The following is a 16,206-nucleotide window of genomic DNA, read 5'->3' as shown; positions in this document are numbered from 1 at the left end:
TTATTTGTGGAGAGGAAAGAATAAAAATAAAGATACCGGCTAGAAGAAAAGCATTTTGCTTTATCCAGCCGGTATCTTTTGGACTCTAAAAGATGGTTATTCAATGATGCGAACCATGATAACTCCATTGATTGCTGCGATTTTATCAGCAAGTATAGGATCTGCATGTTTCCGATCAACATCGATAATATTGTAGGCAATTTCTGCTTTGTTTCGGTTCAACATATTGGCAATGTTATAACCTTCCGATGCCAATAAGGTTGAAATTTGGCTAACCATATTCGGGACGTTTTTGTTGGCAATAACAATACGTGCACCTCCGTTACGCTCCATTTCTGCAGCTGGGAAGTTAACCGAATTAACAATGTTCCCATTTTCCATGAACTCGCGAATTTGGTCGACAGCCATAATTGCGCAGTTAGTTTCTGATTCGGCTGTTGATGCTCCCAAGTGTGGAATGGAAATAACCTTATCCATTTTCAGGGTTTCTTCGTCGGGGAAGTCAGTTACATAACGAGCAACTTTACCGGATGCAATGGCATCTTCCAAATCAGTATTGTTTACCAATCCGCCACGGGCAAAGTTGAGTAGGCGAACACCATCTTTCATCATTTTGAACTTATCTTTGTTGATGAAGCCCTTGGTGTCGTTATTTAAAGGAACTTGAAGAGTAACATAATCCGCATTGGCCAATAACGACTCCATTCCTTCAGCATGTTTTACATTACGGCTCAATTTCCATGCGTGCTTCACCGAGATAAACGGGTCATAACCCAATACATTCATCCCAAGTGCTTGAGCTGCATTGGCAACTAAAACACCAATTGCACCAAGCCCGATAACGGCAAGTGTTTTTCCACGAATTTCCTGGCCTGCAAAATTCTTTTTACCGGCTTCAATCAATGCAGGAACTTCGTCTCCTTTGCCAATCAATGTTTTTCCCCATTCAATTGAGGCGGCAATATCGCGCGAAGCCAATAGCAAACCTGCGATCGTCAATTCTTTAACGGCATGCGCATTGGCTCCTGGTGTATTGAATACAACAATTCCCTGGTTTGTGCATTTTTCAATAGGAATATTATTAACACCTGCGCCAGCGCGAGCAATGGCTTTCAAGCCCGAGCCAAATTCCATATCATGCATTTTCATACTACGGACAATAACTCCGTCTGGATTTGAAAACTCGCTGGCGATCTCGTATTGATCTAATGGGAAGCCTTTTAGACCAATAGGGTCAATTTTATTTAAGGTTTGAATCTTAAACATAAGCACTTATTTTTCTGTAATTTTGATTTTAAGTCGAATAATGAGAAGTTCAAAAGCCTGACAAAGATCAGAATTTTATTTAAAAATTGATATTTTTCAGGCTTAATTATTTACAAATTTCAAGTTGATTTGACATTAAGCCTGCAAAAGGTCGCTTAATGACCTGATCATGTGCTTCTGTAATCGCATGAGTGTTGATTAGTTATTCCTCTCTTTTTGTTAATTTGGTCTTATGTTCTTTTTAAGGAGCTTGTGTTTCTGTGCGGTTTTTTATGTCAGGGAGTGTCTGCTTATCTTATTTTCTGTTGTTGCATTTATAGCACTGGTTAATAGGTGAATTTGGGAGATTGAACAAAACACGAGATAATAAGTGAAAGTATTCTCCTGGTATAATAGATAAAAAGCCGCCCCAAATTATTTTGAGGCGGCTTTCGTGTATGCGTCTATTTTAGGCGTGTGTCCTAAACCTTATTGCTGTTGATCAAAACGGATACCGTGTTCCCAACGAAGTAATATACCTTCATCTGCAACGGCTTCATGTCCGTTTCCTGAAATATCACTGAATGTATTTCCTTCTCCTTCATCCATTGGCCAGTAGCCAATCAAATCCTTGTTTTCAGGATTTATGGCATAGTACATATTGTTCTCAATTTGAGATTGTGATATGGCTGTTTTCCACAGACGAACTTGACTCATGCCACATTGATCTACAAACCAGCCTCCGCTTGAAATCATTTGTAAGTAGTCAAAGCGAACGCTTCCTCCTTGTGGAGCTGGGGGATCAAATTTTACGTTTTGCTTACCATTTCTGTATATAGTAAGGCTAACTCCATCATAAACAAAGGCCCAGTGATACCACTCATTTGGCACTAAATCACTTGCTGTTTCGATCTGTCCACCAAGGGTCTTTATTTGTAAGTAGTTATAGGGCCTGTTAGCATCGCCAAATCGAATGTAAATTTCGTGGTCTTTACTTCCTGTATTGAATACAGCTTGGTTATTTTTACTGTATGCTGACATTTTAGACCAGAATTCAAGGCTCCACTGATTGGTCGTGATTCCCCAGTCTGCTTCAGGAGAAGCATTGATCTTTTTCCCTCCAATTCCTGATAAAACCGGGATTGAGACATTCAATGGCTTAGACAGCAGGTAGATAAATTTGGATTGTGATGAAGATTTGCTAATCTCTCCTGCTAGTACGTTCCCAAGTTCAACTCCAAGAGCATATTGTTTCCCGTTAGTTTCAAAATCCTTTACGCTGAATGTATAAACTGCGTTTATTTCGCCGGCCGGAATAATCACACTGGCATTTTCTGGCAGGTTAAAATCGGGAACAGGAAAATACTCCGTATTGTTAGCTTCATTGTAGCTTGTTAGCAACTCTGAGTTAAGCTTTATGGCCACTTCAACATCTTGGTTGACCTTTTTAGCTAGCCGTACGTTGACATTAATGATAACTTCATCTTCCATTGTTAATGTTACAGCTTTGGCAGAACCTGTAGCATCATTCAAATATATGCTGTTGTCTATTATTCCGTACTCTGCATCATCACATCCCGCAAAGAGTGCGCCTATCAATGCGATGATTAAACTGAACGAATATATTTTTTTCATTTGTCTTTTATTTAAAGTTTTTCATCAAAATATGATAGTCTGAAGGTTACTATTCTTCCTGTCCTTCAGAATCAGACGAGTTTAGCCTTTCATTATATATTCTAAAAAGATTGGTGATCCCATTGCGTAAGTAATAATACTCTGGCGATCCGTCGTAATCTCCTTTCCCTTTTGGCGCATAGTCAAATCCTGATCGATACAGTCCACATCCTCCAATTTGTTGGTTTAGTCCTTCTGGTTCATAAATAAACTCAGACATTCCTAGAAAACCGCCTCCCGAATTGGCATATGACTCAAAGTTTTCAGTCAGAATCGTTTTACGAACAACTTCTTTTTCAGTAATGGTTCCGGCATCGATATGCTTTTTCATATCATTAAGAACTCCTTTAACCCGGTACGTGCGATTTGCATCGGTAGTAGAACCGTAGGCTTGTAGAACGTAATAGTCGATGTATTGTGACTCCCAGTCTTCACCCATACCTTTTCCAACACCTATTTCTCCATCTACAAGAAATAGTAGTCCGGGAATAGCTTCTTTTCGTCCATCACGGTCAGTTCGTTGAGAGCCAGCACCAAAATAGTATCCCAGTTCCTCTACGAAGATGCGGCTTTGTACATCGTTTCTCCAAAGGTAAGCAGTTGCCTGACCTGCATAATAGGGTTCGTAATCCCAGTCGAAGCCATCATAGCCACTCTCTACCACGGCATCATAAATAGCTTCTGCATATTTACGTATGGCAGGCCTAACAACGGCTTCTTCTGAGCTATTACCGATATCATAAATAGGATCAGGATTTTCAGGATCGTCAATGTATTCGCCAACTCTTGCTGAAAACAGTGTTACAACGACTTTTGTACCTTTTACTTGCTGCACGTATTCCATGTCTGCTTTACGCTCAGGACTTAAGTCGAATTTTGGGTGTCCACCCCAATTCGAAGCAATGGTAACAGAATCGGGTAGTCCTCTTAGGCTATTAGATCCTGTTGGTGAATTGCCGGTCCAGTTGTCAAACCAAACGAATACTTGGGGAAGTCCTGGAGTTTGTTTCCATTCCCTAAGGGCTTCATAATACTCTTCTGTCTTTATTGTTGATGTTAAATCCGTATTGTTTTCAGATTCTATTTCGGTCCACTCACTACATCCTGCTAATAGGAAAGCTGTAATAGCGACCAATACTGACGCTTTGATATATTTTATTACCATCGTGTGTTTTGTATTATATGATAAGCGTATTGTTTGCTTAGTCAATGTTATTTGTTTTTTGTTGCCCACCAGAGATCAGTTGAAGCAACATCATCACCTCCCAGCATTTTTATGGCCTCCTGAACGGCGTCACTATTTCCTTGGTATTGCGATTGAGGAAATGGCAAACGTCGAACCATACGAGATGGAGTATTAACTACGCTTCCCATAAAACTGCTAGAACTTAAGTTGTCTAGTGCTGGAAACATTTGAGGATATCCTGTACGGCGATGATCGCACCAAGCTTCAAAGCCAAGAGGGTAGTTCGCTAACCACTTTTGTGTAATGATTTTTTCAAGTTTCGTATTTTCACTGGTTCCTGCATCATCCCAAGACACATTAATTGCTTTGTCAACTGCAACTTCCTTGCTATTTATCGGATCACGATAATTCTCCGGAAGAGAGGTTGAGCTTAGGTAAGTTCCTAGCTCCACATGGTGTTGTTCCATCGACAGTCTGATACCTTCCTCGTAGTGTTGTTTGGCTTTTTCTTCTCCGCCTGGGATCCAGCCTCTCAACGCTGCTTCAGACTTGAGGAAAGCTGTTTCTGCAGCACAAAAAACCAGTAAAGGTGAATTTGAAGTGAAAGCAGGTTTCGAAAAAATCATTGCGTTGGAATAGTAACCTTTATTCATATTTTCAGTTCCCATTCTAACTCCTCGGAAAGGAGTGTTTCCATAAGTAACTTCCGTCATATAAGCTGACCTGCGAGGATCTTCGAACCCATTCATATACGATGACAACACGGCATTTACTGCCAGGTCGCCCCACGAGTGAGAGGCTTTGTAGTAAGGATTGTCTTGTGTGGGGATGTAGGCATTATCGGCGTTTGCGTCTATTGCCCCCGCATTGATTGCTTCTTGCATGACCTGTTTGGCATATTCTGTATCAACTAGAGCAATGCGCACTGCCATCCGCAATTTTAGAGAATTGGCAAATTTGAGCCACTTGTGAAAATCGCCATTGTAGATTACATCGTATTCCGCTAAAGGACTTGCCTGTGGAGTTCCGGCCAGGTAATTGGTTAATGACCGGATACTATTGTCTAAGTCTGCTATCATATTATGATATACATCTTGGACATTATCATACGGAGTTGTAATTCCTCCTTCGCCAATTTTTGAATAAGGGATTGGTCCGTACATGTCGGTAACTCGGAGCATGGTGGCTACGCGTAGAATATTTGCCCAAGAGTAGATGTATCCGTTGCTTTGAGTGACTTCTTTAACCTTTATGAAATTGGAGTTAAAGCCAACCATAATTTTATTAAAAGGCCAGTCAACCCAGTCTTTTGCAGGATTAAATGTTCCAAAGTTTGTTCCCTGCCAGCTATTCGTAGGCACCATGTAACCACCATATTGATTCCCAATCATCTGGTGAATCATCTGACTTTGGTTTTCCTGTGCCGGGTGCATGGCAGCAATCATCGTTGGAAAAAGAGAACCCAGACTTTCTGATTCAGTAATATCTTCTGCTGTGGGATCAGTAGGGTGCAGGTTCAGTTCTTCAAAGTTATCTGTGCACGATGATAACAGCAGGACTGTAACTAGTAGCGTAATTACAGATAGACTGTTTTTTAAATGATATAATTTCATTGTTTTGTTCTTTTTTAGAATTGCAGTTTGACACTAAAGCCCATGTTTTTTAGACTTGGTTGCATGAAATAATCGACTCCCGTATAGAACGTGTTTGAGGCTGATGGTACAAGTTCTGGATCGAAAGGAGCTTTACAGTATAGCATTGCCAGATTATTTCCGACGAGCGACAAGGTGACGTCCGCAACGTTATTCAACTTTTTCTTAGGAATTGTATATTCAATACTAATCTCTTGCAATCTAATATTTGTGGCGTCATAGACATAGTAGTCGGCCTTTCCGGTACCTTCGCTCACGATGTTTAAGAAGTCTTGTGCTGGTACCTTCGTTCCGTTGATATTCACTCCTCCTTCAGAACGAAGTTTTGCGCTGTATTCAGAAACTCCATAGCGGTCGAGTATCGCTTGTGTATTGGATACAGCTAACCCGCCAAATCGTCCGCTAACTAGGACGTTTAATCTCACTCCTTTGAATGAAAAAGAGTTGCGCCATCCCATGTTATATTTAGGAAGCAGAGAGCCTAGCTTTTTATAGTCTTCAGATTCGAGACTAATCATTGATGGAAGCTGTGTGGAAGGATCAAGGTAAATGTATCCATTGTTGTCTCTTTTAAAGTCAGAGGTCATATAGATATCACCCATTGTACCACCTTCGGTTAATCTTAATAGAGGAGAACCTACGCTTCCGAGTGTCGCTTTATCGATGGTTGCCATCTCAATTTGCTTTCCATCAATAAGAAAGTCGCTAACCAAGCGCTCTACTTTGTTCTTATTGTAGGTAAACGTGTAATTTGATGCCCATTCAAAATTGCCCCATTGCTTGTTATAACCCAGAGCCAGTTCTAGTCCCGAGTTTATAACATTACCAGCTTGGATATATACCTTTTCGTATTCTCCGTCTGCTAATGTGGCAAGGTGAGTTTGATTACTGGTATTCGATCTGTAATAAGTTGCATCTAATGAAAGTGCGGCATCGAAAAACTTCATGTTAAGCCCTGCCTCAAACGAGTTGGTAATTTCAGGTTTTAGGTTGAAGTTAGGCTTGTTTTTTGATTGCTCATACGAGTTGGTTTGCTCATCGTAGATGTAAAAACCACGTGTGAGGTAAGGATCATATGAATTTCCAACTGAGGTGAACGCTACACGGCCTTTTAGGTAGGTAAACCAGTCTGGGAGTTTGGCTACCTCGCTAACAAGACTTGATAATCCAACCGATGGGTAGAAAAAAGAGCGCTCTTTTGATTCAGACCATGCAAGTGCCGAATCCCAGTCATTACGACCTGTAAGTGTCAGGAATAAGAACCGATTGTAACCAATTTCAGCATTGGCAAAAACCGACTGAGTTTGGCGTTTAAGGCCATCATCATCTAGTTTAAAAACACCAACAGTTCTGACCATGTTTTCAGTCGTAAACCAGTTGGTTAGTTTATCCAGGTCACCTTCTATTAGATGGCTATCCATACGACGATCTTTTATTGAAGCCCCTAAGTTTACATTAAATGTAAACAGACCTGAAGTCCGATCGATATTGGCAATTACATCTGCATAGGTTTGTTTTTCATCGCGCTGAGATAACTGATAGCGTCCTTTGGGGCCAGCGAAAATAGCAAGTGTTCCGGCATAACGCTTATCCGTACTTTTAGAAGTTGAGTTATCAATATTAACACGCCCGATAACATTGAGCCAATTCGTGATATTGTACTTCAAACTAGTTGAAAGCATGTATCTTTGCCGATCTAGTTCTCGGTTCATACGATTCATAATCCAGAATGGATTTTGTAGCGATAAGCCTTGGTCTCCATAAGGCCAATACTGGACATTAACCTCCCTGTTGTCATCATAACGTTCGTAAAGCTGTACGTCTCTGAAGTCTTCGCCTCTAGGGAATAGGTAAAGCGCAGGAAGTGGGTTGAAATACTGTCCTTGCGAAACCATATTTTTACTTTCCTGAACGATGTAGTTAACACTTGCGTCTAGTAAGAACTTGTCGTCTAAAAATGTCGTTGTATTCCGGTAAGTAAAATTATAACGATCATAATCGTTGTTGGAGAGGATGCCGGAGGCATTGTTCGCTGAAGCTGAAAAGTAGCTTTGACTTTTATCATTTCCAGTTGAGATGGAAACGGTATTAACCAGGTTTACCCCAGTATTGAAAAAGTTTGCAGGATCATACCTAAAAGCTGTTTCTCCTCCCCAACTTCCGTTTTCACCTGGTAGATTGCCATAAGTGTTTTGAAATTTTGGCATCATCATGGGAGATGAGAAGGTTGTGCTATTGCTGTAAGAAGCAGTTGTTTTTCCTGCTTTCCCTTTTTTCGTGGTTATGAGCACAACGCCGTTAGCTCCTTCATATCCGTATAGTGCAGCAGCAGAGGGGCCTGTTAAAACCGACATGCTTTCGATATCATCTGGATTAATATCGGCCGCACTTTCAGTACCTGGTTGAGAAGAGTAGGCTCCGCTATCAGCCTTTCCATAAACAGAGTTGTTCATGGGAACACCGTCAATAACATACAGGGCGTTGTTACTAAGTGCGATTGACTTGGTTCCCCGCATAACGACTTTTACAGCAGAACCAGGGCCAGCAGCGCTTGAGTTGATTTGTACTCCGGCTACTTTTCCTGTCAGCGAATTCATGAAGTTCGCATTTTTTACCGTTGTCAACTCTTTGTTGTTGACTTTTTGGACATTGTAACTTAAGGCTTTCTCTTCTCGTTTGATGCCAAGAGCTGTAACAACAACCTCATCAATATCAACTACAGATGGTTCAAGAGTGATGTCGATGTATTCTTGATCCTGAACTAGAATTTCTTGTTTTTTATAGCCAATAAACGAAACGCTTAAGGTTTGTCCTGACGTTACTTCTAATTCAAAAAAACCATCGAAGTTCGTGATGATTCCCGTGGTTGTACCTTTGATTACAACAGTAACTCCGACAATTGGCTCTCCTGACTTGTCTGTTACCTTCCCTTTTAGTTTCTTTTTTTCTTGGGCAGGCGAGAGCTTATCGTTTTTTAATACCGTAATGATTTGCCCATTTACAGTACATTTAAAGCCTTGCTCTTCAAAAATTTTATCTAAGACCTCTGTTAATTCTACGTTTTTGGCTTGATAAGTGATCCGTTTATCCATGTCTAAGCCACTAGTATTCATTGAGAATGAATAGTTGTGTTTAGCTTGCAGGACTTCAACGGCCTGTCTGGTAGTTAAGTTGTCAAAGTTTACAGAGATTTTTTGAGCGAATGCGGGGGATGCAGTTCCTATAATTCCCCATAGTAGAATAATTAGAAACTTCTTCATACCCAAAGGGGGTTGTTTGAAGTTTTTCTGATTAAATTTCATAATTTTAAATGATTTTTTAGTTGTACTATTAATTAACTGGAAAATTTCTGGGGACGGGAGAATGTGCCATATTCTCCTATCCCTTTTTACATTAGCTTAGGTTTTTACCCATAGGCAGTGATCTTTAGTTGTATTCATTATTTGATATAAATTGTATTTGCCTTGCGGCTGATTGTCATTTTTCCATTGATATTTAAGGCCGAGAGTATTTCTTCAAGACTTTCGTTATTTATAAAAACAGAATAATAAACCTCCGTTTTTAATGCTTCATTTTCGATGTTGATGCGGACATCAAAATACCTCTCCAGAGAAATCGCTATTTCTTCCAGTGTTTCATCAATGAAGTAAAAGCTCTGGCCTTGGTACCACTGTTTTCTTATTGCTGGAATAAATTCACTGGAGTTGATTCTGCCGGTACTTTTTTCGAATTTTACAACTTCCCCAGGTTTTAATATTCTTGATTTTATTGAACCATTGTAGTTGGTATTCATTTGTATCGCTCCTTCCAGTAAGGATACGACAATCTGCGAGTCTTCACTGTAAGATTTTAAATTGAACTTAGTCCCCAGAACTTGTACTGAGACTTCTCCCGCTGATACGACAAAAGGGCGGTTTTTATCCTTTTGGACTTCTGCATAAACTTCGCCGGCAACATATACTTGTCTGATGGAGTGATTAAACTGTTTGGGGTAAATTAGTTTTGTGCCTGCATTGAGCCATAGTTTAGTGCTATCAGGTAAGTAGATCATCTTATTTTGTCCGTAAGGAACATATTCTTCGACCCACTCTTTGGGGTTGTTTGTTTCGGTATAGAAGTAGAAACAAGCAACGATTAGGGGAAATAGAAGGATTGCTGCGGCATAGCGATACCAAAGTCCGATTTTTCTTGTTATTTTCTGCTTTTTGCTGAATCGTTCTCGTTGGTGCTCGGTAACGGTATGCTCAAACTTTTTGAATGCTTCGCGTGCCTGTATTTCATTTTTGCCAAGTTGTATGCTATTCAAAATCTCTTTAAGCAGCAGGTCATCACTCCCGTCATCTTTTAGATTTGCAAGCCAGTGTTCTACTTCTATTATTTCAGATTTTGAACACTTGTTGTGAAAATATCTTAGGATCAGGTCTTTTGTCATAATCGTTTCTCTCTCTTAACGGCATTTGTAATGTCGACAAGAATAGAACGAAACAAGAGGAAAGACTACGTAATGCTTTTTTAACTTTTTTTAATAGAAATTTAATTGGTGCTTATGGGGGAACGAAAAGGTGGAGCGAAAACCATGCTTATTGGTTGGTGCTTGTTTTGTGCTAGATTAATGGAGTGCTGTCAGTTAGTAGAATAGGAATAAGAAATGGTGAAAGGAGGACAAGTGTTTTCTAATGTCTTTTAGAGCCAGCGAAATGTGTTTTTCCACTGTTCGTATAGATAGTTGTAGGTGTTCTGCAATTTCATTATTTGAAAGCATTTGCTCACGGCTAAGGGTGAATATTTTACGTCGCTGTTCAGGCATGTGTGCAACAATTTTTGAAATTTGTGCTCTCATGGTTTCCATATCCAGCGTCCCCTCAAAATCTTCTGTTTGTATGCGTTGGTTTTCCTGAATTTCTTCGGTATGCATATTGACTTTTAACCTGAAATGATCGCGTATCTCATTTTTTGCCAGCACATAGAGGTAATTATGAATGGATTTATTGGGGTCAAGCTTTTCCCGATTAAGCCATACCTTTAAAAATATGTTTTGCGTGATATCTTCCGCAAGCCACGAATCCTTCACCATCCCCATTGTAAACGAATGAAATAAGGTGTATTTTTTATCGAAAAGTTGACGAAAAGAAGACATGTCTCCTTTGATCAGGCCTTTGATAATATCTTTTTCGGATATATCAAACATTCTCTTTTATTTGGTATTTTTTGCAAACATAAGAAAAATAGCACACAGATTAGAATCAAGTATTGAGGCATCTTGCGCACATTGCTAAACGTCAATAGTATGCTGGTTAGTATGCGGGAGATCTTAGTTTGGTAAAGAGACCTTTTGTGTGGCTGTAAAGGTGTTGGTACACTATTTCCCTTTTCGCCAACGCAATTCAGGCTTGACAAAACCCGGGACTCCCTTGCTTATGCTTTTTACATCTTCAATGGAGTAGAATGCTTTGGGGTTGTAGGTACGCATGATCTCTAATACTTTTTTAAGCTCATTGCGTTTGATGATGGTATAGATGACAGCAACTTTTTCATTAGCGCCTTGGGCTTCGTGGTGGGTAATTCCGTAACCACTCGCTTTTAATTTTGCAATGAGGTTATCGGCACTTTTTCGTGTAATAATTTGAAGTTGAACAATGCCTACCGCTAACTTTTCTTCAATGATCAGACCAATGTAATTGCCTGTAGCAAAACCGGCACCGTAGGCTACATAAGCTACCCAATTATCGATATTCTGGATAATCTTACTCATGGTGACCAGCCAGATCACCACTTCAAAGAATCCAAGTAGGGGAGCAATCAACTTTTGTCCTTTGGATACCATGACAATTCGAAGGGTACCTACAGTAACGTCACTAATTCGGGCAAAGAAAATCAGTAGCGGTAAAACGACATACGAAAAGAGATTGCCCTCCCAAAAGTTGATGCTGAGAATTTCCATAATAAGCTACTTGATTTTGCTAAAAGTAGGAAATTATTTGATGTTGCAAAAGCGGAAAGCTCCTTAAAATTCGCTTGTAAAATGGAACTTAACGTCTTTGAATTCATCTTGTGCCATCTGCAAAATAAAGCCAGAGTCCGCCATAAATACATCACGCCCCCGTTTGTCGGTTGCCATTTTTTGGTGCTTCCGTTTTTTAAATTCACTTAGTGTTTTCGGATCGTCACATTCAATCCAACAAGCTTTATGCATGGCTAGGTTTTCGAATCGACACTTGGCACCATACTCATGTAACAAACGGTATTCAATTACTTCAAACTGCAGTTGTCCAACAGTCCCGATAATTTTACGCCCGTTAAACTGGCTCGTGAAAAGCTGTGCAACTCCCTCGTCCATTAATTGGTCAATTCCTTTTGAGAGTTGTTTCGATTTCATCGGATCTGCATTTTCAATGTATCGGAAAAGCTCAGGAGAGAAACTGGGCAATCCTTTGAAATGGATCTCTTCTCCTGCAGTTATTGAATCGCCAATGACTAGGTTGCCGGAGTCAGGTACACCAATAATATCACCGGGGTAAGCTTCTTCAATAATTTCTTTCTGCGAAGCCATGAAAGCCGTCGGGCTTGATATTCTTAATTGCTTGCCACTTCGGATATGTTTATAGGCTTTGTTCCGTTCAAATTTTCCGGAGCATATTTTCACGAAAGCAATCCGGCTACGGTGATTCGGGTCAATGTTCGCGTGAATTTTAAAGATGAAACCGGTAAAATCTTTTTCATCAGGCTTAATTTCGCGTTCTTCTGTTTGGCTGGAGCGAGGATACGGTGCAATTTCAACAAAAGCATCCAACAATTCCTGTACTCCGAAATTATATAAAGCACTTCCGAAAAATACGGGCGCCAAATTTCCTTTCTGGTATTCTTCGTGATCAAATTCAGGATAGACTCCTTCAACCAGCTCCAGTTCTTCGCGTAAAACAGAGGCATCGTCGCCAATGTAGTTTTCAAGTTCGGGACTATTGATGTCCTTGAACTCAATGCTGTCTTCTATTTCCTGCACGTTGGCATTGAATAGCCTCAGGTTTCTGTTGTAGATATTGTAAACACCTTTAAAGTCGGGACCACTATTGATCGGCCAACTTAAAGGACGGGTTTTAATCTGAAGTTGGTTTTCGATTTCATCCAACAAGTCGAATGAATCTTGCGATGGACGGTCGAGTTTGTTGACAAAGACAATCACTGGAGTCTTGCGCATCCGGCAAACATTCATGAGCTTTTCAGTTTGCGGCTCAACCCCTTTGGCAGCATCAATAACAATAATTACACTGTCAACGGCAGTAAGTGTTCGGAATGTATCTTCTTGGAAATCCTGGTGACCCGGTGTATCCAAGATGTTGATTTTGTAATTTCTGTATTCAAATCCCATCACGGAAGTTGCCACAGAAATACCACGCTGGCGCTCAATCTCCATAAAGTCGGAGGTGGCTCCTTTTTTGATTTTGTTGCTTTTTACAGCTCCGGCAACACGAATGGCACCTCCAAAAAGAAGGAGCTTTTCTGTTAAGGTTGTTTTTCCGGCATCCGGGTGGCTGACGATTCCAAATGTTCTTCTGCGTTTAATTTCTTCTATAAAGCCCATACAAATAATTTGAGCTGCAAAAATAGAATTTTTATGCAGAAACCGGAGCTGATTATTGAATTGATTTTGATATGAAACGCCAGTATTTTTTATGAAACTTTAGTCCTTCGCTTCCAATTCGGTCTAGATAAGTTTTGGGTTGATCAGATGGACTAAACATCAGCGAATCTCCTGCCTGAAAGAGGGCTGTGACTTCAGGATGAAATTGAACGCCAAAGACATGGGGGTATTTTCTATGTCGAATTCCCTCAATAACTTTCCGATCCATTGACCATGCCGTTACTTCCCAGCAATCACTCAGATTTTCAACGGCCTGATGATGTGAACTTAAAACTGGGGGGGATACTTCCGATTTCCATTTCACTTCATTCCTGAAAAAGCCATCCTCTGCCAAACGCAATTGGTGAAAATTGGTGGTCATTAATCGGTCGTTTTCAAAAATCTCTTGCCAGTAGTTTCGGTGAATCTTATCCTTATCCAACTGAACAATCTCCGCGGGATCGTCAATGCCATAAACTTCTGAAGGAATGTCTTGCACTATCGTTCCGCCTGTTGCCACGTTCATGGTTTGCATGCCTAGACAAAATCCTGTGACAAAGTATTTGGGGTTTTTCTCCAGCAGGGGAACAAAGTCCGGGTTTTGAGTCCCTCCGAGCAGGTGAAATAGAAGTGAGACTTCAAACAGGTGGCGATAAGGGTCGGTGACCACAGCGTATTGATTTTCTTCACCGTAAAGAACTGGCTGGATATCGGGACCTCCAAAAAAGAAAATACCCAAAGTTTGGTCAAACAGGATTTCAAAGTTATTGGAGAAATCGTTTTCGGTGTACACATTGTCTGTGTTTAACATGCCTGTTAGGTGCTGCAGGTGAAAGTCCTTAAGCTCATTTTCCTGAATAAAATCAACCGATTGGCTGTAGTCGTAGTTTTCAAAGCTGTAATAAATTCCAACAATCTCGGCCTCTCCAATAAATAGGATCTGATTATCAATCAGAAACTTCATGGTCTCAATATTTTTAACTGTTGGATGAGCCATTAGGATATAAGTTTTCCCGGGTTCACCACCATCTTTGAAATAGTCTTGAGCCTGACTCGCAAAATGAACAAATAGCGTGAATGTCAGGACTAGCAACCAAGTATATCTATTCATTCTCATAAGCGCTGGATTACTTTTTTTGATGTATTGAAACTACCGTGCGTGTTCTTAAGGCACAAAATGTATATTAACTATAGGCACGAAAGTTTCAATCGTTATCACTTAAAAATTAATAGCAATAGGAAGGTGAAATTAATAATTTTTCCCGGAGATGTTAAAAAATGTTATCAACTATGTTTTTTATTATTAATTTTAGATTTCATAAACCACGAAGAAAAAGGATTGACATGTCTTTAAAACTGTTTCTACTGAATGCCTTAGGGGGGATTAAAGCTACATCAAAAATTGAGTCGGAAAAGGAAATACTTTGGAAAGATTACCAGGCGTTTACAGCGGTTGAGTCGTCCGACGAGCTGAAAGAGTTTTTGAAGCTTCAAGAGCAAGTGCAGGCTGATTCTTTTCAGAAGCAGAAAAAGGAATTGAAAGGATTGATCTTTAAAGGTAGCCCGGAAGAGCGTCAGTTAAAGCAATACAATCGCTTGAAACGTAAAAAGACGCTTCGTAATTATTACCAAACGCTTACATCTTCCGATTTGAAACGGTATGAGGAGTTGAAGAGCTCGAATAAGCTTGATCGGTATTTTGAGTTGAAAGAAAGCATGTCACATAAGCCGGATAAGAATGATGAAAAGGCGATGGAAGAGTGGCGCGAGTTTCAATCCTTAAAAAAGTCAGATGATGTCAATTTTTTCCATAAATATCCTCGATCAAAGGCTTACCGCAATTATTTGCATGTAAAGGACTCGGAAGATTTGCGTGAGTTTGAGAGTTTGCAGAAACATGTTGAAGCGGATGAGTTTAAGCAGCGAAAAGCCTATTTGGATGATCCTAAAAAATGGGAAAAGACAGAGCAATACAAAGCAGAGAAACAATACGAATCATTAAAAAACAAGCAAACAATCCAACTGTATTTGAAATATAAGGATTCAAATCTTTTTGACTTTTTCAAGTCATGGGATTTAGTTTTTGAAGATCGTTTTGATCAAGGTACGCTTGATGAGTCTAAATGGAAAACTGTTCTTTATTGGGCGGCCGAAACCGTTGGACACAACTTTTCGCAGGAAGGCGACTTGCAAGCCTATAATGATGGAAAAAATGTTCACTTGAAAGACGCTCGTTTAAAGCTCCAGGTAAAGAAAGATAAGGTCAATTCATTCCTTTGGAACTCAACTTTCGGATTTGTTGAGAAAGAATTTGACTATTCGTCGGATACGCTAACTACAGGGGGCTTGTTCGAAGCAGACCACGGTATTCTTGAAGCTAAAATTAAGTACAACCCGAATAAAAGTTTGCAAGATGTCTTTTTCTTGTCTGACAGCGAGAACAAGCAACGGATTAATTTACTCGAAGCTGGCGCGATCAACCGGATCGGACTGCTGCGAATGAATAATGAAACAGCTCACCATGAAACCTTTTCTTTAGCAGGATTGGCTACAGGCAAATTCTATATCTTCAGGCTGGAATGGGAAAAGGGGAAACTGAGCTGGAAGATTAACGATCGTGAGCTTTTTACGATAAATTCTCAGGTTCCTGATTCACCAATGTTTATCAATTTGGCCTCTCTTGTCGTTCATGAAACCCGAACATTGCCTCATAGTTTCGAGGTGGACTGGGTACGGTTTTATCAACCGAAAAACTAGCAGAAAATAGCGCGTTAATAGAGTGTGACATACTATGACTTGGGCGTTTATGGCTTAAGGCTGCGCTATTTTCG

At 40.1% G+C, this 16,206-nt stretch carries 11 protein-coding genes; 1 reads left to right on the top strand and 10 read right to left on the bottom strand.

All coding sequences use genetic code 11. The features are described 5' to 3' along the window. Nucleotides 1-96: 96 nt before the first annotated feature. From BM156_RS13405 to BM156_RS13360, 10 genes are all read right to left on the bottom strand, one after another. Nucleotides 97-1,266 (bottom strand): phosphoglycerate dehydrogenase, encoded by a 1,170-nt coding sequence (locus BM156_RS13405; RefSeq protein ID WP_093920399.1) that lies wholly within the window; start codon nucleotides 1,264-1,266, stop codon nucleotides 97-99. A 468-nt stretch (nucleotides 1,267-1,734) separates the two neighbouring features. Further along, a complete protein-coding gene (locus tag BM156_RS13400) occupies nucleotides 1,735-2,880 on the bottom strand; it encodes a DUF1735 and LamG domain-containing protein (RefSeq protein ID WP_093920398.1) in 1,146 nt (381 codons plus the stop codon). Nucleotides 2,881-2,929: 49 nt separating this feature from the next. Then, nucleotides 2,930-4,084, bottom strand: coding sequence for a glycoside hydrolase family 18 (locus BM156_RS13395; RefSeq protein ID WP_093920397.1), 1,155 nt, complete (start codon nucleotides 4,082-4,084; stop codon nucleotides 2,930-2,932). 47 nt (nucleotides 4,085-4,131) lie between these two features. Continuing rightward, entirely contained in the window at nucleotides 4,132-5,718 is a 1,587-nt protein-coding gene (locus BM156_RS13390; RefSeq protein ID WP_093920396.1) for a SusD/RagB family nutrient-binding outer membrane lipoprotein, read from the bottom strand. A gap of 14 nt (nucleotides 5,719-5,732) precedes the next feature. Beyond that, the gene (locus tag BM156_RS13385; protein WP_093920518.1) at nucleotides 5,733-9,017 is read right to left on the bottom strand and encodes a SusC/RagA family TonB-linked outer membrane protein; all 3,285 of its coding nucleotides are present in this window, start codon (nucleotides 9,015-9,017) and stop codon (nucleotides 5,733-5,735) included. Nucleotides 9,018-9,196: 179 nt separating this feature from the next. Then, nucleotides 9,197-10,189 carry a FecR family protein gene (locus tag BM156_RS13380; protein ID WP_093920395.1) on the bottom strand — a complete coding sequence of 331 codons (993 nt, stop codon included), beginning with the start codon at nucleotides 10,187-10,189 and terminating at the stop codon, nucleotides 9,197-9,199. Nucleotides 10,190-10,384: 195 nt separating this feature from the next. After that, nucleotides 10,385-10,945, bottom strand: coding sequence for an RNA polymerase sigma-70 factor (locus tag BM156_RS13375; RefSeq protein WP_093920394.1), 561 nt, complete (start codon nucleotides 10,943-10,945; stop codon nucleotides 10,385-10,387). Between the two features lie 171 nt (nucleotides 10,946-11,116). Then, nucleotides 11,117-11,698: a DUF2179 domain-containing protein gene (locus BM156_RS13370; protein ID WP_093920393.1), complete on the bottom strand. Its 582-nt coding sequence runs from the start codon at nucleotides 11,696-11,698 to the stop codon at nucleotides 11,117-11,119. Nucleotides 11,699-11,761: 63 nt separating this feature from the next. Continuing rightward, nucleotides 11,762-13,336, bottom strand: a complete 1,575-nt coding sequence (locus BM156_RS13365) for a peptide chain release factor 3 (RefSeq protein WP_093920392.1) — start codon at nucleotides 13,334-13,336, stop codon at nucleotides 11,762-11,764. A 52-nt stretch (nucleotides 13,337-13,388) separates the two neighbouring features. Then, on the bottom strand, nucleotides 13,389-14,492 hold the full coding sequence (locus tag BM156_RS13360) for a gamma-glutamyl-gamma-aminobutyrate hydrolase family protein (RefSeq protein ID WP_093920391.1): 1,104 nt from the start codon (nucleotides 14,490-14,492) through the stop codon (nucleotides 13,389-13,391). A gap of 227 nt (nucleotides 14,493-14,719) precedes the next feature. Between BM156_RS13360 and BM156_RS13355 the strand changes: the two genes are divergently transcribed. Continuing rightward, on the top strand, nucleotides 14,720-16,132 hold the full coding sequence (locus BM156_RS13355; protein ID WP_093920390.1) for a glycoside hydrolase family 16 protein: 1,413 nt from the start codon (nucleotides 14,720-14,722) through the stop codon (nucleotides 16,130-16,132). Nucleotides 16,133-16,206: the final 74 nt, after the last annotated feature.

This window comes from Sunxiuqinia elliptica, from assembly GCF_900113005.1.
GTDB classification, from domain to species: Bacteria; Bacteroidota; Bacteroidia; order Bacteroidales; family Prolixibacteraceae; genus Sunxiuqinia; species Sunxiuqinia elliptica.
This window is presented reverse-complemented; position numbering and strand designations above follow the sequence as displayed.